23 protein-coding genes and 1 tRNA gene are annotated in these 21,520 nt (G+C 43.9%); 9 read left to right on the top strand and 15 right to left on the bottom strand.

The genetic code is table 11. The features are described 5' to 3' along the window. Positions 1-55 precede the first annotated feature (55 nt). Positions 56-346 (bottom strand): hypothetical protein, encoded by a 291-nt coding sequence (locus AAAA78_RS10540; RefSeq protein WP_340591996.1) that lies wholly within the window; start codon positions 344-346, stop codon positions 56-58. Between the two features lie 179 nt (positions 347-525). Here AAAA78_RS10540 and AAAA78_RS10535 point away from each other — a divergent pair, with 179 nt between their 5' ends. After that, a complete protein-coding gene (locus tag AAAA78_RS10535; protein WP_340591994.1) occupies positions 526-702 on the top strand; it encodes a hypothetical protein in 177 nt (58 codons plus the stop codon). A gap of 31 nt (positions 703-733) precedes the next feature. Here AAAA78_RS10535 and AAAA78_RS10530 read toward each other — a convergent pair whose 3' ends face one another. Beyond that, entirely contained in the window at positions 734-1,468 is a 735-nt protein-coding gene (locus AAAA78_RS10530; protein WP_340591993.1) for a KGG domain-containing protein, read from the bottom strand. A gap of 159 nt (positions 1,469-1,627) precedes the next feature. Here AAAA78_RS10530 and AAAA78_RS10525 point away from each other — a divergent pair, with 159 nt between their 5' ends. Continuing rightward, a complete protein-coding gene (locus AAAA78_RS10525; RefSeq protein WP_340591992.1) occupies positions 1,628-2,335 on the top strand; it encodes a UdgX family uracil-DNA binding protein in 708 nt (235 codons plus the stop codon). On the opposite strand, the gene AAAA78_RS10520 is transcribed toward AAAA78_RS10525, so the two are convergent. From AAAA78_RS10520 to AAAA78_RS10510, 3 genes are all read right to left on the bottom strand, one after another. Beyond that, positions 2,332-3,621 carry a flavin monoamine oxidase family protein gene (locus AAAA78_RS10520; RefSeq protein ID WP_340591991.1) on the bottom strand — a complete coding sequence of 430 codons (1,290 nt, stop codon included), beginning with the start codon at positions 3,619-3,621 and terminating at the stop codon, positions 2,332-2,334. The two genes, AAAA78_RS10525 and AAAA78_RS10520, sit on opposite strands and share 4 nt — an antisense overlap. A 6-nt stretch (positions 3,622-3,627) precedes the next feature. Beyond that, positions 3,628-3,798, bottom strand: a complete 171-nt coding sequence (locus AAAA78_RS10515) for a hypothetical protein (RefSeq protein WP_340591990.1) — start codon at positions 3,796-3,798, stop codon at positions 3,628-3,630. Between the two features lie 120 nt (positions 3,799-3,918). Further along, positions 3,919-4,758 carry a DUF4105 domain-containing protein gene (locus AAAA78_RS10510; RefSeq protein ID WP_340591989.1) on the bottom strand — a complete coding sequence of 280 codons (840 nt, stop codon included), beginning with the start codon at positions 4,756-4,758 and terminating at the stop codon, positions 3,919-3,921. 247 nt (positions 4,759-5,005) lie between these two features. Between AAAA78_RS10510 and AAAA78_RS10505 the strand changes: the two genes are divergently transcribed. After that, positions 5,006-5,326 (top strand): KH domain-containing protein, encoded by a 321-nt coding sequence (locus AAAA78_RS10505; RefSeq protein WP_340591988.1) that lies wholly within the window; start codon positions 5,006-5,008, stop codon positions 5,324-5,326. Here the strand turns inward: AAAA78_RS10505 and AAAA78_RS10500 are convergent, their stop codons facing one another. The 4 genes from AAAA78_RS10500 to AAAA78_RS10485 are packed head-to-tail and all read right to left on the bottom strand — an operon-like array spanning position 5,327 to position 7,666. Beyond that, positions 5,327-5,779: a FixH family protein gene (locus AAAA78_RS10500; protein WP_340591987.1), complete on the bottom strand. Its 453-nt coding sequence runs from the start codon at positions 5,777-5,779 to the stop codon at positions 5,327-5,329. Positions 5,780-5,787: 8 nt separating this feature from the next. Beyond that, positions 5,788-6,687: a serine protease spb1 gene (locus AAAA78_RS10495; protein WP_340591986.1), complete on the bottom strand. Its 900-nt coding sequence runs from the start codon at positions 6,685-6,687 to the stop codon at positions 5,788-5,790. Beyond that, the gene (locus AAAA78_RS10490; RefSeq protein WP_340591985.1) at positions 6,684-7,112 is read right to left on the bottom strand and encodes a serine protease spb1; all 429 of its coding nucleotides are present in this window, start codon (positions 7,110-7,112) and stop codon (positions 6,684-6,686) included. Before AAAA78_RS10490 ends, AAAA78_RS10495 begins: the two co-directional genes overlap by 4 nt. Beyond that, complete coding sequence (locus tag AAAA78_RS10485) at positions 7,112-7,666, bottom strand: DUF6436 domain-containing protein (protein ID WP_340591984.1); 555 nt, start codon at positions 7,664-7,666, stop codon at positions 7,112-7,114. Before AAAA78_RS10485 ends, AAAA78_RS10490 begins: the two co-directional genes overlap by 1 nt. Before the next feature lie 131 nt (positions 7,667-7,797). Between AAAA78_RS10485 and AAAA78_RS10480 the strand changes: the two genes are divergently transcribed. From AAAA78_RS10480 to AAAA78_RS10465, 4 genes are all read left to right on the top strand, one after another. Further along, complete coding sequence (locus tag AAAA78_RS10480) at positions 7,798-9,888, top strand: site-specific recombinase (protein ID WP_340591983.1); 2,091 nt, start codon at positions 7,798-7,800, stop codon at positions 9,886-9,888. After that, a complete protein-coding gene (locus tag AAAA78_RS10475) occupies positions 9,888-10,610 on the top strand; it encodes a dolichyl-phosphate beta-glucosyltransferase (protein ID WP_340591982.1) in 723 nt (240 codons plus the stop codon). The genes AAAA78_RS10480 and AAAA78_RS10475 overlap by 1 nt, the downstream gene beginning before the upstream one ends. Before the next feature lie 336 nt (positions 10,611-10,946). After that, positions 10,947-12,572, top strand: coding sequence for a S8 family serine peptidase (locus AAAA78_RS10470; RefSeq protein ID WP_340591981.1), 1,626 nt, complete (start codon positions 10,947-10,949; stop codon positions 12,570-12,572). A gap of 90 nt (positions 12,573-12,662) precedes the next feature. Continuing rightward, on the top strand, positions 12,663-14,882 hold the full coding sequence (locus AAAA78_RS10465; protein ID WP_340591980.1) for a cation:proton antiporter domain-containing protein: 2,220 nt from the start codon (positions 12,663-12,665) through the stop codon (positions 14,880-14,882). Here the strand turns inward: AAAA78_RS10465 and AAAA78_RS10460 are convergent. The 3 genes from AAAA78_RS10460 to AAAA78_RS10450 all read right to left on the bottom strand — a co-directional run bounded on the left by AAAA78_RS10460 (position 14,874) and on the right by AAAA78_RS10450 (position 18,594). Further along, positions 14,874-16,280 (bottom strand): aldehyde dehydrogenase family protein, encoded by a 1,407-nt coding sequence (locus AAAA78_RS10460; RefSeq protein WP_340591979.1) that lies wholly within the window; start codon positions 16,278-16,280, stop codon positions 14,874-14,876. The genes AAAA78_RS10465 and AAAA78_RS10460 overlap by 9 nt on opposite strands. A gap of 43 nt (positions 16,281-16,323) precedes the next feature. After that, the gene (locus AAAA78_RS10455; protein ID WP_340591978.1) at positions 16,324-17,334 is read right to left on the bottom strand and encodes a gamma-glutamyl-gamma-aminobutyrate hydrolase family protein; all 1,011 of its coding nucleotides are present in this window, start codon (positions 17,332-17,334) and stop codon (positions 16,324-16,326) included. Between the two features lie 123 nt (positions 17,335-17,457). After that, entirely contained in the window at positions 17,458-18,594 is a 1,137-nt protein-coding gene (locus tag AAAA78_RS10450; RefSeq protein WP_340591977.1) for a carboxylate-amine ligase, read from the bottom strand. A gap of 155 nt (positions 18,595-18,749) precedes the next feature. Between AAAA78_RS10450 and AAAA78_RS10445 the strand changes: the two genes are divergently transcribed. Further along, a complete protein-coding gene (locus AAAA78_RS10445) occupies positions 18,750-19,349 on the top strand; it encodes a type 1 glutamine amidotransferase family protein (protein ID WP_340591976.1) in 600 nt (199 codons plus the stop codon). Between the two features lie 13 nt (positions 19,350-19,362). Beyond that, positions 19,363-20,145: an alpha/beta fold hydrolase gene (locus AAAA78_RS10440; protein WP_340591975.1), complete on the top strand. Its 783-nt coding sequence runs from the start codon at positions 19,363-19,365 to the stop codon at positions 20,143-20,145. 75 nt (positions 20,146-20,220) lie between these two features. Here AAAA78_RS10440 and AAAA78_RS10435 read toward each other — a convergent pair whose 3' ends face one another. The 3 genes from AAAA78_RS10435 to AAAA78_RS10425 form a co-directional block, all read right to left on the bottom strand. After that, positions 20,221-20,529 carry a nucleotidyltransferase domain-containing protein gene (locus tag AAAA78_RS10435; RefSeq protein ID WP_340591974.1) on the bottom strand — a complete coding sequence of 103 codons (309 nt, stop codon included), beginning with the start codon at positions 20,527-20,529 and terminating at the stop codon, positions 20,221-20,223. Next, positions 20,513-20,962, bottom strand: a complete 450-nt coding sequence (locus AAAA78_RS10430; protein ID WP_340591972.1) for a nucleotidyltransferase substrate binding protein — start codon at positions 20,960-20,962, stop codon at positions 20,513-20,515. Before AAAA78_RS10430 ends, AAAA78_RS10435 begins: the two co-directional genes overlap by 17 nt. A gap of 20 nt (positions 20,963-20,982) precedes the next feature. Next, positions 20,983-21,065 (bottom strand) — tRNA-Leu (locus AAAA78_RS10425). Positions 21,066-21,520: the final 455 nt, after the last annotated feature.

Below are 21,520 nucleotides of genomic sequence, written 5' to 3'. Positions count from 1 at the left end.
TTGTAACAGGAAAAAAGCGTAGATTTCCATTTGTGAAATCTACGCTTTTAAAAATTTAATAACTGCGACTGTCGTCTGTTGAATTTGTGTTGGTATTTGTATTTGTGTCCCGGGTATTGTTCATGTTTCGGCGATCACGTTGCTCCTGAGTAGAGTAGTCAGACTCTTCCCATCTGTCTTTTTTACTGATGCGTTTTTGTTTCGTTGTGCCTTTGGCAGTTTGTTTGTCTTGAACGTAAGGATTGGGTGTCTGATTGACATCATTTGTTCTCTCAGACATAGAGTCCTGCGCAATACTAGCACTAGCAAATAAGAACACAAAAGTTGCCATGATTAGTTTTTTCATAGAAACCTCCTATGTGCAGAATTGTGCTATCCAATATGTTTTGCAATTGTTGCAGGCAAAAATGGGTATTTACATATGAAGCGGTTGTTAAATTATAAATTCAAGACTTTTGGTGACGTACTTCCGACGGGTTGACATAAAACTTTTTAAGTCTATTTTTGAAAGGAAAGGGGGCAGTTATGAAACTCACGTCATATATTTTATTGGGAGTTGCGGCCAGCGGTGCTGCTGCGATTGCCTGGGGTTATAACCGTAAAAAACAAAATGAAATCTCTCCTCGAAGCGCGAAAGTAGATCAAGCTTCGGAAGAATCGTTCCCGGCAAGTGACGCGCCTTCTTGGGCTGGGGGTGAATAAAAAAGCTGGCTCTCAGGAGCCAGCTTTTTGCTTATTGACGACTGCGATATCCTCGGTCTTCATCTTCATCGCGTTCATAATCAGTGTCATAATCTTCGTCATAATCTCCGTAGTCTTCGTCTTCTTCAGAACCAGCGTGCATTCTGTCATCGTCGTAATCTTCATCATAATCTTCGTCTCTCCAGCTGCGACCGCGGCGACCCTCATTGTAATCACTTTCATAATCTCGACCATGGCCACCATGGCTGGCATGACCGCCCATCGCTGCGATACGGCTGCGTTTTTCAGGTGACATAGCTGCGAATCCACGACGAGAGGATCCGCCACTACTACGTCGTCCGCCTTGTCTGCTGCTGCTGCGACCATCATCACGGTCATAATCGCTCTCATAGTCTCTGCCGTGACCGCCATGGCTGGCATGACCGCCCATAGCTGAGATACGGCTGCGTTGTTGTGGCGACATCGCTGCAAAGCCACGACGTGATGATCCGCCGCTGCGGGAAGAGCTGCTACGTCGAGTGCCTTGATCGTAATCATCCTGATGGCTGCGTCCTGTGCCACCATGACTAGCCCGACCACCCATTGCAGAAATGCGTCGATGTTCTTCAGGTGACATAGAAGCAAAACCACGACCTCCGCCTCGAGAAGATGAGCGAGATGAAGAAGAGCTCGATCTACGACCTTGCGAACCTCGGCTTGAAGCCGCATGACGACCGCGGCTGGAACTTGAACGCGAACGTCCTGTTTCGTGTGATTGTCTTGGCATAAAATAGTCCTCCTGTTAATGAACCGTTTTTTCGGCTCTAAAATTTTTGAACTCTGGAGTCATAGAAGTTTTAAGTCCGCATAAAGGCAAGCATGTGAATATGAATTGAGAAAATACAATTCATGCTTTTGTATTTCTTCGAATTCTCGGAAATTTCTCATGCAAAATTATTTAATAAAACAAAATGAAAATGAAAATGAAAATGAAAATGAAAAAGAAAAAAGAAAGCACGCTATGCCTATTATAAAAAAAGAAACAAAAAAAGAAGCGCTCGTAAAATTGGAAAAAGCTGCGTCCGATTGTCAAAATTGCGATCTTTATAAAAATGCAACACAGGTTGTTTTTGGGAAAGGTGCGGTGACCGCGAAAATTATGCTCGTCGGCGAACAGCCCGGACACTACGAGGATTTGCAAGGGGAGCCTTTCGTCGGACCTGCGGGGAAAATTTTGAAAGCCTGCATGGAAGAAGCGGGCTTAGAAGATCGCATGGTTTATTTAACGAACGCGGTGAAACATTTTAAGCATCACGTTTCAGGAAAGAAACGCCTGCATGATAAGCCAAACTATCAACAGATCAAAGCGTGTCGTCCGTGGTTACAACAACAACGGGATGTTCTGAAACCTAAAATCATCGTCGCCATGGGGGCGACAGCAGCTCGCAGTGTTTTAGACCGGATACCGACCCTAGGAAAAGAGCGGGGAAAAATAATTAAAGAACTTCCCAGTGGGGAGTTGGTGATTCTCTCGTGGCATCCGTCGGCGATTTTAAGAAACTACAGAAGTGATCAAGCCGACAAGATGAAAAAGGAACTGATTAGCGATTTAAAATTAGCAGTTAAAACTCTTAAAGAACTAAAAAAAACCTAAATCCGCCGTAAGATTTTTTCCGCAGCTTCGCGACCGGATTTCAATGCACCCTGAACTGTTCCACGGTCCGCGCCCTCAGACAGAGCTTCTCCGGCTAAATAAATATTTTCATGAAATGGTTTTTGCAGTCTTTTCCACGAGATTTTTTCGTGAACGCCCACGTAACTATACGACCCTCGCGTATAAGGATCCAGCGTCCAATTGTGCATAAAATGATTCACGTAATTTTTTTTTAGGGTCGCGAATGAAAGATCCGTGATTTTACTCAAAGTCTGTAAGGCCAATTGCACTTGTTCTGATTCCTTAAGGTGACTGATTTCAAATGCTTTAGGTCCTCCTTGCCAGGCGGTGAGAAAAGGAGTCCGTCGTGGCATCTGGGTCCACCATGTCGGGAAATATTCCTTGGTATCTATGTGCAAAAAGGCTATGGGCTTTTTCGAAAGCCTTTCCCAAAAGCGTTCCTTAAACTGGAAAGTGATTCTTAAGGCATGTCCCATTTCTACGGTTCTTAATGCTTGAGTTAAATCCGGAAGGGGAGGATCAAAATAAATGGAACTTTTTAAAACTCCGACGGGAAGGGCTAAGACCAAAAAAGGCGCTGTGAAATTTTGAAGCTTATTCTTTTTTAGATTTAATGCGACAACCGTTGGATTTTTTGCATCCGTTAAAACTTTTTGAACTTCGTGTTCAAAAAGAATTTCTGTAGAGGAAAGCTTAATATCTTTAAAAAGTCCCTCCATCACCGAGCTATAGCCGGGCAGAGGACGAAACTGACTTTGGCCGTTGAGTTCCGGAACTTCCTTTTTTTCAGATTCCGCCAGACCTTTTTCTCCTGCTAAGTGAAGATCCATGGCCTGAAATCCTTCAAGGTAAGACACGTAAAGGTCTTTAAGGTTGGAAATTTTCTTTCGGTGCGCTATTAGAAAGTCCTGCATGGAGCGGTCTTTTTTTATTTTGGGATTTAAAAGCGCATTGACCTTTTCGACCTTTTCCCAGAATCCCGAAATGTTTTTCAACTCGGAGTCTTTTCTCTCCAAGTGGTGATCCAAAAGATCTTCGAAACTCAATTGATGTCGTTCTAAAAGATCTATTAATTCTTTCTGCGCGCCATGGATAAACTCAGCCCCCAGCTCTACATTGTGAGCCGGAGAGGCCTGTAATGTCCAAATCCGTCCACCGATGCGATTGCGAGCCTCCAGAATTTGGCATGCAACTCCAGCGTCGCTCAAAGTTTTAGCGCATGACAATCCTGAGGCTCCGGCGCCGATGATCAAAACTTTTTTCATTCCCGTCTAAGGAGATTGTTCTTCGACGTTTTCCTCGATAGTTCCCGACGGTGTGTGAATCACGCCACCAAAATGGGGTTCCTTTTTATGAGGAATATCTTTTTTATTGTTTCGTTCAACAGGTTTCTCAGCAGAGGCTCTCATAGATGCTTTTTTTGATCCTGGGGATTTTTTCATAAATTCTCCCTTTTCAAAAAATATTTAATAGCAGCATAGAAGGAGTAGTCCGATTTATAAAAAGAAAGAGACAGGATCAAAAAAATACAAACGGTGTCCCTGATAATTAGCACAAGGATGTTATTCTTTAATAAGACCGTGGGAACTTAAAATCCGTAAGGTTCCTAAAGGTCCTGCGACGGACAGTGATTCTTCAAATTTCTCCCAAAAGTTTTTGGGGCGAAGGGCTTCCGTCTCGTCAATGAATCCCAAAGAAGATGTTGAGCAATTGTTGGAAAAAAGCTGATAGACGTCTTGCAGTTTTTTGGAAGCACTCTTTTGAATAGCCCTATGGAAAATTTGCGGAACTTGAGTGTCAGAAATTTGAAGCGTGTGTAAAATCACCGGATGTTTGTATTCTTGAAGCCATCTGGTCAATTCATCACCGGTCACCAAACGGTGGGCGAGGAGGTAATGACCTTGAAAGCTTTCCCACAGACTGTACTTATGATCTTTAGGGGGAACGCCTTCGGAAGAAATCACGAGAGACCGGGTTTGCAATTGATGTTCGGGATGAAGCTGCTCTTTTAAAAGAAGAGCTGACGAGTTTTCTTTCACAGTGAATTTCAAAAACACGTGATAAACGCCAAAAACAAATTCTTCAAAGCCCACTTCGATTTTGTCCAAATCCTGAAGGGGAATCTGTGCTTCATAGTATTTTCCATAATGAAGAATGTTTCCCAGGTGCAGTGTTTTTTCATCCTTGAAAATATGCACAGGACGAAAACGGCAGGAATCAATACACTGTCCATTGAATTTACCGAAAGAAAATCGTTGCGGCTGTTCTAAAGGATCTTCGACTTTCATGTCACAACGACAAGAAGAGTCTTCCGCCGTTAAAGACGCTTGCGCATAAGAAACCAGACTAAACAAAGAAGCGACGAATAGCACAGAAATGAATCGAACTCTTAAAAAAGCCATGATGTTTCCTTCGAATTTTCACTTGTAATATTCTAATTATGGGAACTCCAGAAGAATAAATTCGTTATATTGGAGATAGTCCTCTAAGAGACCTGTAGATTTTTGAGACTTCCTGGTGTTTCTTAGAGCGACCATCGGGATCGCCCAAAAGGAGTAGAAATAATACTTCTGTATTACTTTTTTCCTTTAGTCCCATCATTACAACGCCGAAAGGTTCGGTAGCAAACAAATCTGGAGTTGCATGAACATGTCTGACCCGAACGAACTCAAAGTGATCCGTAAAAGATCTGAATCCAAAAACCCGGACGTTGATCGCGAAGAAGGGCGCCAGCTTTTGGAGCGTCTTATCCGAGGTTTGGTGGATTACCCAGAAACTGTCACGGTGGGTTTTGCAATGGGTGATAAGACCACAGTCTATAAAGTAGAGTGTGACCAAAGATGCCTAGGGCAGATTATCGGAGCAAAGGGTAAGAATATCACGGGCATTCGTGCCGTCATCTCTGCAACAATGGCGCGAAAAGGGATTCGCGCTGTTGTGGAAATTCCTTATTATTGTATCGAAGCCTGATTAAGGCAGAACATCGACGGTGAATTCAGACTGTTCACCATCAACATTAAATCGAATGTTCCAACGACCCGACATAACAAAGTAAGCCTCGGACACGAAGTAAACGCCTTGTGATTGTTTAACGATTTTCACTGGCGATGAACCGTGGCCGTGACCACCCATATTCATCCATAAATCCAATTTAATATTTTGCGGGTCCACCATCACGTGTTCACCGTGAGCTGATTTATGGTCAAAGAATTTCACCAAGAATTGTGATTCATCACCGTTCAACGGACCTTTTGTAAATTCAATTTCGGCGCAAACATCAGCCAGTGCAAAATACACAGGACAAAGAGTGTTGTGGTCGTGATGGCCGCCGCCGCCATGATCACCGTGTTCGCAAAGTGCCTGTGCGCTGTTTGCGCCTAAAAATAGAAATGCAGCTAGAGTTAATTGTAAAAATGTTTTCATATATTCTCCTAGCGCGGCCAGCGCTGTTGATAGCTTAAATTAATTGTTTTTGATAGGCTTGAATTCACAGGGTTCCCAATCAAACTTTGATCGGCATAACTGACAGTCACAGCGGATTCAAGATTGAGCATATAACTTCCAGAAATTCCCAGCGTGAAGTTTTTCTGGGCGGCACCGTCTGAGTTTGTGGCGCCATGAATTTGAATGGCTTCTTCATAAAGAAAGCTTAAAGAACTTCCCACACGGTAATCGCCATGATTCCAACCAACTCCCAAAGTGTGCGAAGTGCCCCAGCCAGGTGTCACTTCGATATTTCCACCGTAAGAAGCACTGGATGTATTTTTTGAAAAAGAACGATGAACCTCGGAGCTCCAATTGGCATCCCAAACTTTCCAGGATTTCAAAAGTGCCAGTCCCGCACCTAAGGAGTAAAACCCGCGACCACGGCTTTCATTGGCGGTAGTCGCCGTTGCATCATAAATAGATGTTCCGGTAGGCAAAGTGAGCTGAAGAAACGTAACACCCTTAGGTTTCCATTTCGAATAACCTTTTTCAGGAAAAGTTTCATGACCAAAATAAAGTGCGGCATCTCCTAATCCTGAAGAATCGGCTGAGCCGTCAGCAGATTTAGTCATGACCGGAAGACTAAATCCTGCTTGCATGGATTCGGAAATCAAAACAGCACCTTCTAATTTCAAAGTTTGGGACAAATTATTATCTCCACGCTTTAACCAACGTCCGCTGCTAAGAACATCATCACTCACGGACGAATAAGAGTATGAGCTGGTGATTTGCGCTTTGTCGTCCCCTAAAATCAGAGCAGGAATAGAAAAACCACCACCACAGCAACTTGCAGCCCAACTAGCGGAAGAAAGAAAAGTCAAAAAGAGTGCCGTCAATAAATTCATGGGACCATCATCGGAATAAAGAGTTGATCCAGAACCTGACCGGATTTTTTCAAAGTCAGGCGCACTTCCCAATCGCCAGGCATAATAAAATAAACATTGGTGACTCGATATTGAGTGGCGGAAATCTTTTCGATCTTCACGGGGGCTGAGCCGTGTCCCATGGAAGGCATCCATAGAATAATCGCCAGGTCGTCAGAGATAGTGACATCACCTTGTAATTCCAAAACAAACTCTTGCGCTTCAGTGCTGTTCGGGGTTTTGGTCCAAGTTAAAATGGCACAAAGGTGAGCGGTTTTAAATTCTCCGGTGCAAGAGTTGGCTGTTGCCGGATTGTTCAAATGCTGCCACTCTTCAGAAGAAATGTAATCCGGTCTAGCGCAGGCCAAAGGCAGCAATAAAAAAAGCAAGGCGCAAAGAGATTTCATCAGTCGTCCTCCCTTTGGATATAACAACCCAGTGCACGGCCCTCTTTGTGGCGAGGAGTTTTACCTGCGCGAAGATCTTCTAAAACATCTTTTAAAAAATTCTTTTTCGCACTAGGACCGACGTGACTGTCTGTGACTCCGCCTTGGTAAAGAACTTCGCCATTTTTATTAAGAACAAAAACGTGCGGAGTTTTTAAGGCCCCTAAGGTATTCGCGAGAGTATTTTTTTTATCTTGAACAATCGGAAAAGCAAAAGAGCTTTCAGAAAAATGTTTTTTGGTGAGGTCAGAAGCTTCATCTGAATTGGAGTGCACACCTACGAAAGAAAATTCTTTAAACTCAGCACTGAGCGTTTTCAAAATGTCTTCATGGCTTGCCGAGCAAGGACACTTCGCTGAAAGAAAAACCACAACTGTGGCGGCCTTTTCCGAAGGAAAGTGGAGCTGTTGCTCTTTTTCGGTGACGACATCCGTTCCTTGGATTGACGAAAGCGAAAGGGCCTGAGCGTTCAAGGACAAGAGGAAAATATAAATCAATAGTGAAACATTTTTCATAATGGCTTTCATAGCACATGAGGACTTTGTGCGTTAATGCCACGAAATGTTGCGCGGAGATACTTTCGTCGCAGTGCATTTTAAATGCACGTAGGGGATGCGTTTAAAAAGTAATTCTGTAAACTTTACTTATGTTTACAAAACTTAAAGCGTTTAGAAATCGACTTATCAAATTCCAACAAAGTGGGAAGGTCCATAGTGATCTGGATGTTCTTTTAGCGTCGGCAAAAGACAATAAGCAGCTTGAAGACAAATTGCAGTGGCTTGTGAAGCTGATGCAGTGGATTCGCTACGAGGGGGCGGTTGATTCTCATTTAGAAAAAGAAACCGGCCGTCTTCCGGTGGCGCGCCTGCGTTTTCTTTTGATGGTCCTTGATCGCAATCCGGAATGGAAGAAATCGGTCGCAGGAATTTTGCGAACAGTCGTGCATGAGGTCAGTGGCCTGGAGCTTTATACGGAAACGGGTCTTCCAAAAGAGTTGGGTCTTTGGGGTGAGCTTTTAGATCGTATGACGATGAAGGTTTTACCGATGCCGCCCTTGGATCACGAATTAGGGTATTTGTTTTGGGCTTTGTTCCCAGATAAAGATGACCCAATGTGGCTGGCATCTATTGATAACGTCACCTTTGAAAAAATCGCGGAGCTTTTCTTTTACGAAGTAGAAGCCGATGAAACCGATTGGAACCGTTTAAAGTCAGATTTAGAAGATGCGCTGGTCTACTTGGTGATTCAAGTGCGCGCGATTGGTCTTTCTCCGGCTATTCGCGAGCGTCTGGATAAACCAAACTTTCGCGATTCCGCTTTCTTTGCGCTGGTGCGTGGACTTGAAGAATTCACAAACGCGTATCATTCTGGTGACACCTCACTAACTTTGGAGAAAGCGTCGCGCTTTCGCATGATTATCTGGGAATGCCGTCGCGAGCTCAGTCAAGTTCACAAGCATCTGGATGAGTTCGGTGTCAGTATCAATCTTGTTTTCCAAATGATTCGCCTTAGAACTTTCCTGCAAAGAATTGACAGTCTTCTGGAAATTTTGCTCACGGAAAAATTGGACAGCAAGAAGGTCACAAGTTTTCTTTCAAAACTTGTCGAAGAAAATCAGGACCTGCGCAGCATTCGTTCTTTGTTCTCTCAAAATATTTCTCTTCTCGCACGCAAGGTGGTCGAACGAGCTGCAGAAACAGGCGAGCATTATATCACGCGCACCAAAGAGCAATACCGTCACATGGTGCAAGCAGCCGGCGGTGGTGGAGCCGTGACCGCGATCACGGTGTACGTCAAAATCGGTATCATTGCTTTAGGTCTTTCAGGATTTATGGAAGGCTTCTTAGCTTCGGTGAACTATGCTCTGAGTTTCGTGGCCATCCATTTGTTAGGATTCACTCTGGGGACCAAACAGCCCGCGATGACGGCACCAGCTTTAGCCGAAAAAATGCAAGATGTCGGAACTGAAGAGGGGATGGAAAATCTTGTTACAGAGATCGTGCATTTGGTGCGCTCGCAAGTGGCTTCAGTTTTAGGAAACGTGATGTTTGTCGTTCCTTGCGTGATGTTGATTGATACTGGATTTTTTCTGTTGTTCGGTCACCATTTGATGTCACCACAGAAAGCGCAATATGCTTTTAACTCTGTCGACATTTTGGGGCCCGCGGTACTGTATGCCGCTTTCACGGGAACTCTCTTGTGGCTTTCAAGTATCTTCGCAGGATGGGGAGACAATTGGTTTGCCTTGCATTCTCTTCGTAAAACATTAGCACGCAGTCCTACATTACGCGCGATCTTTGGTCGTCATGGCGCGCGCAACATCGCCGTGTTTTTAGAAAAAAACATGTCAGGTCTTTTAGGAAATATTTCTTTAGGCGTGATGTTGGGAATGGTCCCTGAGATCATGAAATTCATTGGTCTTCCTTTGGATGTTCGCCACGTGACTTTGTCGTCGGGAACCTTAGGAGGAGCATTGCCTTTATTGGGTGTGGAGTTTTTAAAAACGCCTGCCTTCTGGCGCGCCGTCGTGGGGATTTTCTTTATTGGAGCGTTGAACGTCGGTGTGAGTTTTGGAATGGCTTTGTGGGTGGCCATCAAAGCACGCGGCATCAACCCTCCGCAACGTCGTGCGATTCGTAAAGCGGTGGCAAAAAGATTTTTCTCAAGTCCTTTGAGCTTCTTTTTGCCAGTGGGCTCGACTGTCGGCAAGTCTTCTGAAGGCGGACACGGTCACTGATGATTTCGATTTCTGTGGTGATTCCCGCCTACAATGAAGAGCACCGTTTGCCGGAAACACTGAAGGTGTTAAATTCTTTCGTTGCGCAACCAGCGCCTTGGGTGATTCAAGAGGTGATTGTCGTTAACGACGGCTCCACAGATAAAACCGCGTCCTATGTGGAAGAAGAAAAAAAGAATTGGCCTCTTTTGAAATTGCACTCACTTGCAGTCAATCAAGGTAAAGGAGCTGCAGTTCATGCAGGACTTCAAATGGCTTCTGCCGAATGGATTTTGATCGCCGATGCGGATATGGCAACTCCCTGGGATGAGTTAAAAAAGTTAGCCGCGCACAGTTCGCAAGCGGCGTTGGTGATGGGTTCCCGCGCTCTCCCGCAAAGTGATATCATCATCCGCCAGCATTGGATTCGTCAGACCATGGGAAAGACCTTTAATAAAATTTTAAAGTTTTTTATCGGGCTTCCCTTTAAAGATACGCAGTGTGGCTTCAAACTTCTTCGCAATGACTCTTTCTTTCGCACCGAAGTTCTTCCGCGTCTGCAAGTGCAGCGTTTCTCTTGGGATGTGGAATTGATTTTATTCTTAATGAAATTTCAAAAAGCCGTGATCGAAGTGCCGATTCGCTGGGAGCATAAGGAAGAGTCGCATGTGCACATCGTGCGCGACAGTTTTGAGATGCTTTTCACCGTGCTCAAATTGAAGAGAAGAGTTCGCTCAGAGTAAAAAGATCCCTGTCTTAGAGACTTTGAAACTGCGTGGAAACAAGAAAATGAAGACGCATAGTATCAATAACTTTGATTTAATATTAAGCAGTTTGACCTCAAATAAATGATACCTTCTATAAGAGTTATTAATAGTTGGACGCGTTCTGGTCCTAATTTTGAACTGGGGTGCCACTTTGGAACTACGTCATTCATGACAGAAAATTTCACTTTTTTGCCTCGAAAAAAAAAGTGTAGGTGGTTCCAAAAAGAGTCTTGATAAATCTTACAACCTGAAATGAAGTGCTCCTCCATAAGGACTTCAATAGTTGGAGTCCATGGAATCGGGGGGATTTAAATGAAACGCAACGTGTTTGCACTTATCCTATCAGTGTTGTTTGCGACAGCAGCTCATGCAGAGCGCGTGATCGTAATCATGAAAGACAAAGAATCTTTCAAATCAGCACACATGGCGTATAAGATGAAGGGGTCTTATGCACTTAAGGGATTCAAATTGGGCGGCCAACCAGCTGCTGTAGAAGGCCAAGTTGAAGACAGCCTTGAAAATTTGAACACACTCATCATCAACACTAAGGATGACGCTGAAGTTACAAAACTTAAAGCAAATCCTGCTGTAGCTTACGTTGAAAAAGAAATCTTCCACGAAGCTCCACGTCCAGTAAAAGGTTTCTTGGCAGCGGCTAAGAAAACATCTCAACAAAAAGTAGGTCAAAGAACTCCTTGGGGTATCTACGCTGTAAAAGCTCCTCAAGCATGGGCAGCTGCTAAAAAAGGTGAAGGCGCTCGCGTTCTAGTACTTGATACTGGTATCGACCAGGCTCACCCTTCATTGGCTGCAAACTTTGAAAAAGGTCAAGACTTCACAGGTGACTCTAATGGTTCTGATTTCACAGACCACGTTGGTCACGGTACACACGTAGCGGGTACAATCGCTGGTGTTCTTGATAAAACAGGTTTCACTGGTGTAGCTCCAAAAGCAAAAATCTTGGCAGGTCGCGTATGTGCTGAGAACGGTTGCTCTAACATCGCTATCGCTCAAGGTATCAACTGGGGTATCCAAGAAAAAGTAGACGTAATCTCTATGTCTTTGGGTGGCGCATGGTCGACTCCTGCTGAGCGCGATGCTGTTAACAAAGCTGACAAAGCAGGTGTTACAGTAGTAGCAGCTTCTGGTAACAACGGAACTAACAAAGTTTCTTATCCAGCAGCTCTTCCAACAGTGATCGCAGTTGGCGCTATCGACAATACTCTTAAAAAAGCAGACTTCTCTCAATGGGGTCCAGAGCTTGCAGTTGTTGCTCCGGGTGTTGCAGTAGTTTCTTCTGTACCACAAGGAACAGGCCGCGAGGCTTCTGTTGAAATCTCTATCGGCACTAAAGCTGGTAAAGTAAACGCTTCTACTTTCCAAGGCGCGAAAGAACTTTTGACTCCTGAGACAAACGTTCTTGTTCCAGCAGGTCTTGGTAAAGCTGAAGACTTCGCGAAAATCGATGTTAAAGGTAAATACGCTTTGATCGCTCGTGGCGAAATCAAGTTCTCTGAAAAAGTTGATAACGCTATTAAAGCAGGTGCTTTGGGTGCAGTTATCTACAACAACGCTCCGGGTTTGATCCAAGGTGCATTGACTGAAGACGGTTCTGTTCTTCCAATCGCGGTATTCATGATCGAACAAACTGTAGGTCAAGAAATCGTAAAACAAATCGCTGCAGGTCAAACTGTTAAAGCGACTTTGCAAACGATGGCTACTGACTACGCAGCGTTTGACGGTACTTCAATGGCAACTCCTCACGTATCTGGTGTGGTTGCATTGATGAAAGCGGCGAACAAGTCTTTGACTGGCGCTCAAGTAAAAGCAATCTTGAAGCAAACAGCTCAACCTTTGGGACCTAACACTGCTAACGAATACGGTTCAGGTCTGGTGAATGCGGAAGCAGCGGTTAACGCGGCTCTTCAAACTCACTAATTAATTCTGACAAAGAATTGATGTGAAAAGGCTCCCTCTGGGAGCCTTTTCTATTTGTGGGATTAATAAAGTCTTGTCATACTTTTACGTATGCACAATCTACCCTCGATGATTTCTGATCTGGCGCTCATTCTTGGAACCGCCGGTCTTGTGACTCTTCTCTTTAAAAAATTAAATCAGCCTATTGTATTGGGATACTTGGTCGCAGGCTTCCTAGTAGGACCTAAGACATCTATTTTTCCAACGGTGGTGAGCGGGGAAAGCATCAATCTGTGGGCCGAAATCGGTGTGATCTTTCTTCTTTTTGCGTTGGGGCTTGAGTTTAGTTTTAAGCGTCTTTTTCGCGTTGGTGGAACGGCGAGTTTTACGGCGATCTTAGAAATCTCTTTGATGATTGTCTTTGGTTATGTCACTGGACGTCTTCTTGGATGGAGCACCATGGATAGTTTATTCCTTGGTGGAATTTTATCGATTTCATCGACGTCTATTATCATTCGCACCATCGAGGAACTGGGATTTAAAAACTTAAAATTTGTCAGCATGGTCTTTGGAGTCCTTGTCATCGAAGATCTTGTTGCGGTTCTTTTAATGGTGTTGCTGACAACGGTGGCTTTAACCCGTGATTTTGCGGGAAGTGAAATGCTAAGTGCCATCGTCAAACTTTCATTCTTCCTGGCAATTTGGTTTGTTGCAGGCATTTTTATGCTGCCGTCTTTTTTAAAACGTGCGCAGAAGCTTTTGACAGAAGAAACCGTCTTAGTTGTGGCGGTAGGGCTTTGTCTTTTAATGGTGGTCTTCGCAACGACTGTGGGGTTTTCTTCAGCCCTTGGTGCGTTTATCATGGGTTCGATCCTTGCTGAAACAATCGAAGGTGAACGCATTCATCACTTGGTTGCTCCAATCAAAAATCTTTTCTCTGCTGTGTTTTTTATCTCTGTCGGAATGTTGATTGATCCACATGTGATCGCACTTTATTGGCGTGAGGTTTTGCTTCTTTCCGCAGTCGTTATTGTTGGAAAAACCTTTAGCGTCACCTTGGGCTCCGTACTAGCTGGACAAACCTTAAAGTCTTCCGTGCAGTCGGGAATGGCTCTTGCGCAGATTGGTGAGTTCTCATTCATCATTGCAACATTGGGTTTGAACCTTAAGGTTATCAGCGAAAAAATGTATCCCATGGCAGTCGCGGTTTCTGTTGTCACAGCCTTTACGACTCCTTATATGTTGCGAGCTTCAGAAAAAGTTTACGGACTTATAGAAAAAGTTTTACCGGCCAAAGTAGTTTCCGCTTTGGATAGTTACAGCGTGATTTCTTTTTCGATGTCGGGAAATAAAGAATGGAAAGAACAGGTTCGCGCCTACATTTTAAAAGTGCTTTTAAACTCTGTCGTTGTTGTTGCGATCTTTTTGTTAATGGCTCGGGTGTTTTTACCGTTTTTGCTTGAACGACAAGTTGAAGAGGGACCAGCGAAATTTATTTCTTTAAGTGCGACATTGTTTTTAAGTGCGCCGTTTTTGTGGGCCTTGGCTTTCGGAAGAACAAAGCAGTTTGAAATTCTTTTGATGGAGCAAGGAAAAGGCAGTCACAACTACGTTTTCCTAGTGTCACGAATCATGCTGGCTGTGGGGCTTTTAGGGGCCATGGTTGCGCAATTCGTTCCGTTGGGGTGGGCGATTGGTATCACATTGTGGATGGTTGTTGTTGTCGGTTACGTACTCTCGCAAAAACTGCGCAACGTCTATCAATGGTTTGAAAATAGATTCCTCTCAAATCTTCACGATGACGTTCAAAAGAAACATGCGAGAAAAAGCAATCGCGCTTTGGCTCCTTGGGACGCGCATATTACGGAATTCACGATTCCTTCGGAAGCACCCTTTGTTGGTGTCCCTTTGCATATGCTTTCGATCAGAGAAAAATTTGGCGTTACGATTGCTTTGATTGAGCGGGGCCGTCGCCGTATCACAGCTCCGGGAAGAAACGAATCCCTCATGCCCCACGATCAAGTGCACGTCATTGGAACCGATGAACAGTTGATTGGTTTTAAGCTTTTTATTGAATCTGATGACGAAGCCGCGGTTTTTCCTGAATCGGATTCTGAATACAGTCTTGAACAATATCTTTTAAGCGAAAAGTCCCCGTACTTAAATAAAAGCATTCGCGATTGTGGATTGCGTGAAGCCACTCACGGCTTGGTCGTTGGCATTGAGCGCGAAGGGCAGCGTATTCTAAATCCCGATTCCAGCGAAACTCTGCAAAAAGGGGATGTTCTTTGGATTGTCGGTGATCGGGAAAAAATTCTTTTATTAGAATAATTTCCAGCGCAGCATCGTCTTGAAAAGATTTAATTTCTTCGCGGTGTAAGGTGGATAAATCAATCGCAGCATTTTCCCCAGCCATGATTGACGAAGAACCGCTTTCTCGTGAGAGAAGGCCTTAAATCCATAAACCCCATGATAACTGCCAAGACCGCTTTCACCGACGCCGCCAAAGGGAAGGTGAGGGTTGCTAAAGTGGATGACAGAGTCGTTAACACAAACTCCGCCGGCCGTTGTCTGTTTGAGAACATCTTGAATATTCATTTCGCTATGAGAGTAAATATACAGCGCCAACGGTTTGGGACGTTCATTGATAAAGTGAATGGCTTCAGAAATTTCGTTGTAGGTAACTATCGGAAGAATAGGGCCAAAAATTTCCTCTTTCATCAAAGCGCTATGCGGGTCTACTTTTTCTATCAGGGTTGGAGCGACATAGTGAGTGGCAAGATCTACCTCTCCTCCGTAGACCACTTCGGCATTGGTGGCGATGGCATCATCAATCAAATGCTTGAGTCTTTCGGTGTGTTTGCCAGAAATAATGCGCGCAAGATCCGGAGAGTTTTTCTTTTCTAAAGCAGATTTCCCGTAAAAACTATCAATCTTGGCGATAAGCTCTCGCTTAAATTCGTTGAGAACGCTTTGTTGAACCAAAAGATAATCGGGGGCGACACATGTTTGAGCCGCATTGACAAACTTTCCCCATGCGATTTTTTCAGCGGCGTCTTGAAGGTTTGCAGAGGAATCAACGATAGTGGGTGATTTACCACCTAATTCCAGAGTGACGCTGCTAAGATGTTTGCTCGCGGCCTCCATGATGATCTTTCCCACCCGGGTGCTTCCAGTAAAGAAAATATGGTCAAAAGGAAGCAGAAGAAGGTCTTGTGTTTTTTCAGGGCCTCCTTCAACCACAGTGATATGCTCTTCTGAAAATGTTTCTTTAATAAGTTTTGCAACAAGGCGGCTTGTATTCGGTGTGAATTCAGAAGGTTTTAAAAACACGCAGTTGCCTGCGGCGATCGCTGCGACCAAGGGAGACATCAGCAACTGAAAGGGATAATTCCAAGGACCGATGATTAAACAAACGCCGCGTGGTTCGCGATAGATTTGATTTTTGGTTCCTGTCAGTAAAAGCGGAGTTCTGACTTTTTCAGGTCGCGCCCATTTTTTTAGGTGCTTTTTTATGTGACGAATCTCGTGCAAGACTGGAAAGACTTCGGTGATCAGCGTTTCTGCTTCTGGTTTTTTAAAATCCTGCGCTAGGGCCGATGTAATTTCCGCGATATTTTTTTCGATCATCTTTTCTAGGGAATCAAGATGTTCAAAGCGAATGTCGATGGACTCTTTGCGAAGTTGAAGGGCATACGCTTTTTGATGCAGGAAAGTTTGTTCAATCATAGTTATATGTTAGAACACCTGCAATAAGACGCAATGGTAATTGTTAAAAAACCTTGGAGCAGCTTCGAGGCATGACACGGTTTTTTTGTTGGACAACGTTCCAGAGGATTTTTGCGCCCAGTTCGTTGTTCATGAGTTCCGGATGGAATTGCAATAAAAGACCGCGTCCGTTTTTAAACTCCGTGGCTTCGGTGACACCGTCGTGACTGCGCGCCGCGATCTGAAGCGGGCCGCCTTCTTTAAAGATCACGGATTGGTGATGAAGAGAATTGACGTGCATTTTTCCCGAAGAATCCGCAAGAGACTTTAGAATATTATATTTTGTATCTTTAATTTCAACGTCATGCCAATCGTTCGCATGCGCGACCTCTGAGCCGACGTGGAAATGGACGTCTTGAATCAATTGGTATCCTAAGGCCACAGAAGAAATTTGCGATCCCCGGCAGACTCCCAATAAAAATCCTTTTTCTTGTGAAACATAAGACTTGATAAGGGCGATTTCAAACTGATCGCGAGCCGTCGTAATATTGCGAGCATGGAAATTTTCTTGTTTATAAAGACGAGGGTCCACGTCATCGCCGCCCATCGCAACCATCAAAGGAAATTTTTCCGCCACCTGCTGGAAGAGTTCACGGGTTTCAGTTTGCGTAAGGCCCAAGTTTGCATTGATAGGTAGAATGTAAGACGTGTGTTTGGCTTGTTTAAAAAGTTTTTTAAAGTTCACCACACGTTGGGAATTCTTCGTATAGTCTTTGGGAAGATTTGCAATCATCAATGCGCGGGTTTCACGGGAGTTCGTCTCTAAGGGTTTAAAACCTTCTAAGCGCAGATCTGGAGTGCGACCCTCAAAGAGTTCCATAAGGTCCGGATTTTTAGAAAGCTCCCGCAAATATCTTTGCGCGGCTTCAGGAGGGGTTTCATTGCTTCTGACTGGAATGATAAGGGGAGCCAGTGTATTTCCTGGAGACCATTCAAAAAGACGAACGGATTCCGCTGCAAAAGTGTTTATCGTGATGAATAATGAAAATAGCAAAACCGACAGAGAAGTTCTCATGCGGATTTTTATTTCAAAAGAAATGCCTAGCGAAAGGCTCTCAGATTTTATATATCCGCTTTGACTTAATTTGCCTTGTCTCAAAATGAGATCAAGACGAATTTTGCGCTGGCATGATCAGTCTTAAACCACTTCCAGATCTTTTTCAAAACCGTCGCAGAGAAAATCCACGACGTCTTCGAAAGATTCTCTTTTTGTAAAGACGTCACGCTGTTGTTGATAGCTTGGGTTTTTAATATCTATTTCAAGCAAGTCCTTCATATATTCCGTGTAGCCAAGCTGGGAAATATCTTCTTTCATCTCTGAAAGCAGGTCTTCAATGTCTTGAAGGACAGGTTTGGTATTGGCGTCGTTATCTAAAAGAATCTCGGCATCAAGGCCATGACGGGAAGCGCGCCATTTGTTTTCACGGATCATCCAGTCGGAGGGAATGGGTCTGCGTATTCCTTGCTCTAGACGGCGTTGAATGTGTCGAGCCAAAAGATGGATAAAAGCTACAAGTCGAGAGGTTCTGCGAATTCCTGGAACTCCATCACAAATTCTAATTTCCAAAGTTCCATAGTTGGGGCTGGGACGCATATCCCACCAAATATCTTTGACGCTGCCAATGGAATTGCTTTTTGTCAGCTTATAAACGATATTTTCAAAGTCCTTCCAGTTTTCTACACGACAAGGATGTCCTCCGGAAGGATGCGCTTCAAAAACGGTGATGCGTGAAGAACAAAGCCCCGTATCGTGTCCCGTCCAATACGGAGAACTTGCAGACAAAGCCAAAAGGTGCGGCAAATAGTAAAGAAACTCATTCATCATCTCGATGCAATGTTCGCCACTTTTCATTCCAAGATGAACGTGCAATCCGTAGATCATCAAGCGACGCGCGATATGCTGGTTGCGCTCAACCAAATATTGATAGCGTTCAGCGGGATAAAAAATTCTGTTATGCCACCGAGCGAACGGGTGCGTGCCATTCGAGGCTAAGCGTGCGCCATTCTTCTTGCAGATACGAAGAAGCTCACGGCCTGTAAGCAGAAGTTCATCTTCTACTTCTTGCGCGGATTTACAAATAGGTGTGTCGATTTCAAGCATACTTTGAAATATTTCAGGCTTTAAGTGAGGTCCAGGTAAAGACCATTCCTGAAGAATATCTGGTGAAATCGGGTGGAGATTGCGAGTTTCTGGGTGAATGATTTGCAGTTCCACCTCCACACCTAACGACAATAAATCTGATTTCCCGAAGGGAATGCTTGGAGATTGAGTCATAGATTCACCATAGGGACTTTGATGAGACGGTGCAAATTTTTATACAGAAAAATGTGACTTTGTGCGTTTTTGAGACGTAAAAATACACAAACTGATTTTTTTTTCTTGATGTCATTCAAATATTTCAGTGGTTGAATCTAATTATTGGAGACGTGATGGAAAAATCATTGGTTGTCTATTTGCCAGAGGGATTTGCTGATTGGGAAGGTGCTTTTCTTTTGCCTGAACTTCGGCAGGCTAAGAAAAAAATTATTATCGCATCATCAACAGGTGAAAGTATTTCAAGTATTGGCGGAATGACAATTGTTCCTGAAAGGGCGCTTTCTGAAGTAGCACCGGACACTATTGAAGGCCTAATTCTCATTGGCAGTGACAGTTGGATGGACGCAAATCAAAATCAAAATGCGATTGAACTTGCAAGTGCTCTTCTATCAAAAGGAGTTCTTGTTGCTGCGATTTGTGGTGCAACGGTGGCAATCGCTCGCGCGGGCCTTTTGAATAACCGTCCCCACACAAGCAATGATTTGGATATGCTTAAGCAAATCGTACCATCTTATGGCGGTGAAAAGTTTTATCTTAAGAGTCTTGCTGTAACAGATAAAAATCTTATTACGGCCGCAGGAGTTGCTCCTATTGAATTCACGCGAGAAATCATGGCCTATTTAAATATGTACACGCCGGAATACCGCAAGCATTGGTTTGAACTCTATAAAAACGCCGTGATGCCGCCTCTTGAATTTTGGAGTCAAACTTAGTTTTGATAAGAGAATGAAGCCAGCAACTGAAATTTTAGAAAATTTTGTGAATGTTCCCGGTGGAAAGGTGTATGTAAAACGTTGGAAGCCGGGACTTGTAAATAAAGCTCCGCTAATTCTTTTGCATGACTCCTTGGGATGCACCGAAATATGGAGAGATTTTCCGCTTCGTTTGTGTGAAGTAACGGGTAGAGAAGTGATTTCCTATGATCGTTTGGGTTTTGGCCGTTCCGATAAAAGAAATGAACTGCCTTCAGTACGTTTTGTAAGTGAAGAAGCAGAAATCTATCTTCCCGCAGTTTTAAAAGCTCTCGATATTAAAAATTTCGCTCTTTTCGGTCACAGCGTGGGTGGGGCCATGGCCGTCGTCGCGGCGGGAACCTTCAAGGACAGTTGCACAGCGATAATCACAGAATCCGCACAGGCCTTTGTCGAAGATAGAACACGCGAAGGAATTTCGAAAGCTAAAATAGATTTTGCAGATCCAAAAGTTTTTGCAAAGCTAGAAAAGTACCACGGTGAAAAATCCAAATGGGTCCTGGAAGCGTGGACCGAAGTTTGGCTCTCAAAAGATTTCGCAAGCTGGAGTTTGAAAAACGATCTTCCAAAAGTACAATGCCCGGTGCTGGCCATTCACGGAGATAAAGACGAATACGGCTCGGTGAGATTCCCAGAAATGATCACGGAGCTTGCGACCGGCCCCGCACAAAAAGAAATCATCAACGACTGCGGCCACGTCCCTCATCGCGAAAAACCAGATGCGATTTTAAATTTGGCTGAAATGTTTCTAAAATGAACTTTAGTTTACCCAAATAACGTGAATTGGTTTGGAGTTTTCTCATTCTTTAAAGTGGGTACGGTGTTAAGTAAGCTAAAGTCTTATCAAATCATCTTGAATTGATAGAAGAAATGTATCAGTAACTAACTCTACAGGAGTAGCGACTGTTATATCAATTTTCTGTTCAGGAATTGTTTCAAAGATTTTTAAACGAATTCGGGATTTACCATTCACAATTTCTTCTTTGAAGCGATCGGACGTTACGACCAATAAATCGATGTCTCCGCCTTTGCGATTATCTTGAGTTCTGCTGCCGAAGAGGTAGATGGTGCATCCTGCATTGGGAAAAAGTTGGGCAAAGGCATTTTTAATTGCTGAAACTTCCTTAGAACTCAGACGCATGAGGAAGCTTCGTTCTTAATTCAAAGAGAAAAGATGAAAATCGACGGATTTTCTCAAAGATTTTTTCTAAATCCTGATCGCTGTATTCATGGACGGTGGCATTTCGAAGTTCTCGAATCTCCATCCACATTGGTACATCTTGAAGTAGACCTAATCTCTCGGCACGTTTTAATTGATCAACGAATCCACCTTCAAAAGCCGGATCGTCAGCTAAAATAAATGCTTTAATATATTTACTTAGAAAAATATCTGACGTTCTTGCAAAGCGCGCTGTGAAGCTATCCCAGGCTTCAAGCTCTGAGTCGGACATTTGGGAAGGATTTAATGGCATTTGCAAAGTTCGGTTGTAGCTGTATTCAAGATATTTTAGAGATTGGACGATCTTAGTGTAGTATAGGCCCGTAAGATTTTTATTCTTGGCTGATGGGCCCATAAAACTCCCACAAGAAAAAGTGGTGCGCGGAGAGGGACTTGAACCCTCACGCTTGCGCATACGCCCCTCAAACGTACGTGTCTACCAATTCCACCATCCGCGCGCACAAGAAAAATGACCTTTTAAAGGTCCGAGGGAAGTAATAATTAATCATTTCCCGTCCCCAGAGTCAATATAATGCAATAGACAAAAAAATCTCTCCTTCCGACCATTTTGCCCACATTTTTAGCATTTTTCTTTAACCCCGAAAGCGAAGTCGGCAGTCTATATAACAAGAGCAAGGACGCTCTTAAGACGGAAACAAGAAGACGCTAGGATGGCACTTCGAGGTTTCTGGGAGGCCAAGGAAGGCCGCAAAAAGGAGAAGAACATGACGGATTTACATGACGTAGCAATGTTCTGCCTCTTCTACTCGGGAGTCGTGATGTCAGCACTCTGGATCACGGTTGCAAGAAGGCCTGTAAGAGTAGAGGCAAAACGGAAAAAGTTTTGAAGATAGATTTAAATTTTAAGTTGCGACTCTTCGAAGGTTTGGTGGTTCCCTTCGTGAGTCCGGGG

This window comes from Bdellovibrio sp. BCCA (assembly GCF_037996825.1).
In the GTDB taxonomy this organism is placed as follows: Bacteria; Bdellovibrionota; Bdellovibrionia; order Bdellovibrionales; family Bdellovibrionaceae; genus Bdellovibrio.
The sequence above is the reverse complement of the archived record's forward strand: the minus strand, read 5'-3'. Positions and strand labels throughout refer to the sequence as shown.

Excerpts from the sequence above, each read along its gene's own strand:
- AAAA78_RS10540 (WP_340591996.1), bottom strand. The coding sequence starts at position 346 with ATGAAAAAACTAATCATGGCAACTTTTGTGTTCTTATTTGCTAGTGCT.
- AAAA78_RS10535 (WP_340591994.1), top strand. The coding sequence starts at position 526 with ATGAAACTCACGTCATATATTTTATTGGGAGTTGCGGCCAGCGGTGCT.
- AAAA78_RS10530 (WP_340591993.1), bottom strand. The coding sequence starts at position 1,468 with ATGCCAAGACAATCACACGAAACAGGACGTTCGCGTTCAAGTTCCAGC.
- AAAA78_RS10525 (WP_340591992.1), top strand. The coding sequence starts at position 1,628 with ATGCAAAATTATTTAATAAAACAAAATGAAAATGAAAATGAAAATGAA.
- AAAA78_RS10520 (WP_340591991.1), bottom strand. The coding sequence starts at position 3,621 with ATGAAAAAAGTTTTGATCATCGGCGCCGGAGCCTCAGGATTGTCATGC.
- AAAA78_RS10515 (WP_340591990.1), bottom strand. The coding sequence starts at position 3,798 with ATGAAAAAATCCCCAGGATCAAAAAAAGCATCTATGAGAGCCTCTGCT.
- AAAA78_RS10510 (WP_340591989.1), bottom strand. The coding sequence starts at position 4,758 with ATGGCTTTTTTAAGAGTTCGATTCATTTCTGTGCTATTCGTCGCTTCT.
- AAAA78_RS10505 (WP_340591988.1), top strand. The coding sequence starts at position 5,006 with ATGTCTGACCCGAACGAACTCAAAGTGATCCGTAAAAGATCTGAATCC.
- AAAA78_RS10500 (WP_340591987.1), bottom strand. The coding sequence starts at position 5,779 with ATGAAAACATTTTTACAATTAACTCTAGCTGCATTTCTATTTTTAGGC.
- AAAA78_RS10495 (WP_340591986.1), bottom strand. The coding sequence starts at position 6,687 with ATGAATTTATTGACGGCACTCTTTTTGACTTTTCTTTCTTCCGCTAGT.
- AAAA78_RS10490 (WP_340591985.1), bottom strand. The coding sequence starts at position 7,112 with ATGAAATCTCTTTGCGCCTTGCTTTTTTTATTGCTGCCTTTGGCCTGC.
- AAAA78_RS10485 (WP_340591984.1), bottom strand. The coding sequence starts at position 7,666 with ATGAAAAATGTTTCACTATTGATTTATATTTTCCTCTTGTCCTTGAAC.
- AAAA78_RS10480 (WP_340591983.1), top strand. The coding sequence starts at position 7,798 with ATGTTTACAAAACTTAAAGCGTTTAGAAATCGACTTATCAAATTCCAA.
- AAAA78_RS10475 (WP_340591982.1), top strand. The coding sequence starts at position 9,888 with ATGATTTCGATTTCTGTGGTGATTCCCGCCTACAATGAAGAGCACCGT.
- AAAA78_RS10470 (WP_340591981.1), top strand. The coding sequence starts at position 10,947 with ATGAAACGCAACGTGTTTGCACTTATCCTATCAGTGTTGTTTGCGACA.
- AAAA78_RS10465 (WP_340591980.1), top strand. The coding sequence starts at position 12,663 with ATGCACAATCTACCCTCGATGATTTCTGATCTGGCGCTCATTCTTGGA.
- AAAA78_RS10460 (WP_340591979.1), bottom strand. The coding sequence starts at position 16,280 with ATGATTGAACAAACTTTCCTGCATCAAAAAGCGTATGCCCTTCAACTT.
- AAAA78_RS10455 (WP_340591978.1), bottom strand. The coding sequence starts at position 17,334 with ATGAGAACTTCTCTGTCGGTTTTGCTATTTTCATTATTCATCACGATA.
- AAAA78_RS10450 (WP_340591977.1), bottom strand. The coding sequence starts at position 18,594 with ATGACTCAATCTCCAAGCATTCCCTTCGGGAAATCAGATTTATTGTCG.
- AAAA78_RS10445 (WP_340591976.1), top strand. The coding sequence starts at position 18,750 with ATGGAAAAATCATTGGTTGTCTATTTGCCAGAGGGATTTGCTGATTGG.
- AAAA78_RS10440 (WP_340591975.1), top strand. The coding sequence starts at position 19,363 with ATGAAGCCAGCAACTGAAATTTTAGAAAATTTTGTGAATGTTCCCGGT.
- AAAA78_RS10435 (WP_340591974.1), bottom strand. The coding sequence starts at position 20,529 with ATGCGTCTGAGTTCTAAGGAAGTTTCAGCAATTAAAAATGCCTTTGCC.
- AAAA78_RS10430 (WP_340591972.1), bottom strand. The coding sequence starts at position 20,962 with ATGGGCCCATCAGCCAAGAATAAAAATCTTACGGGCCTATACTACACT.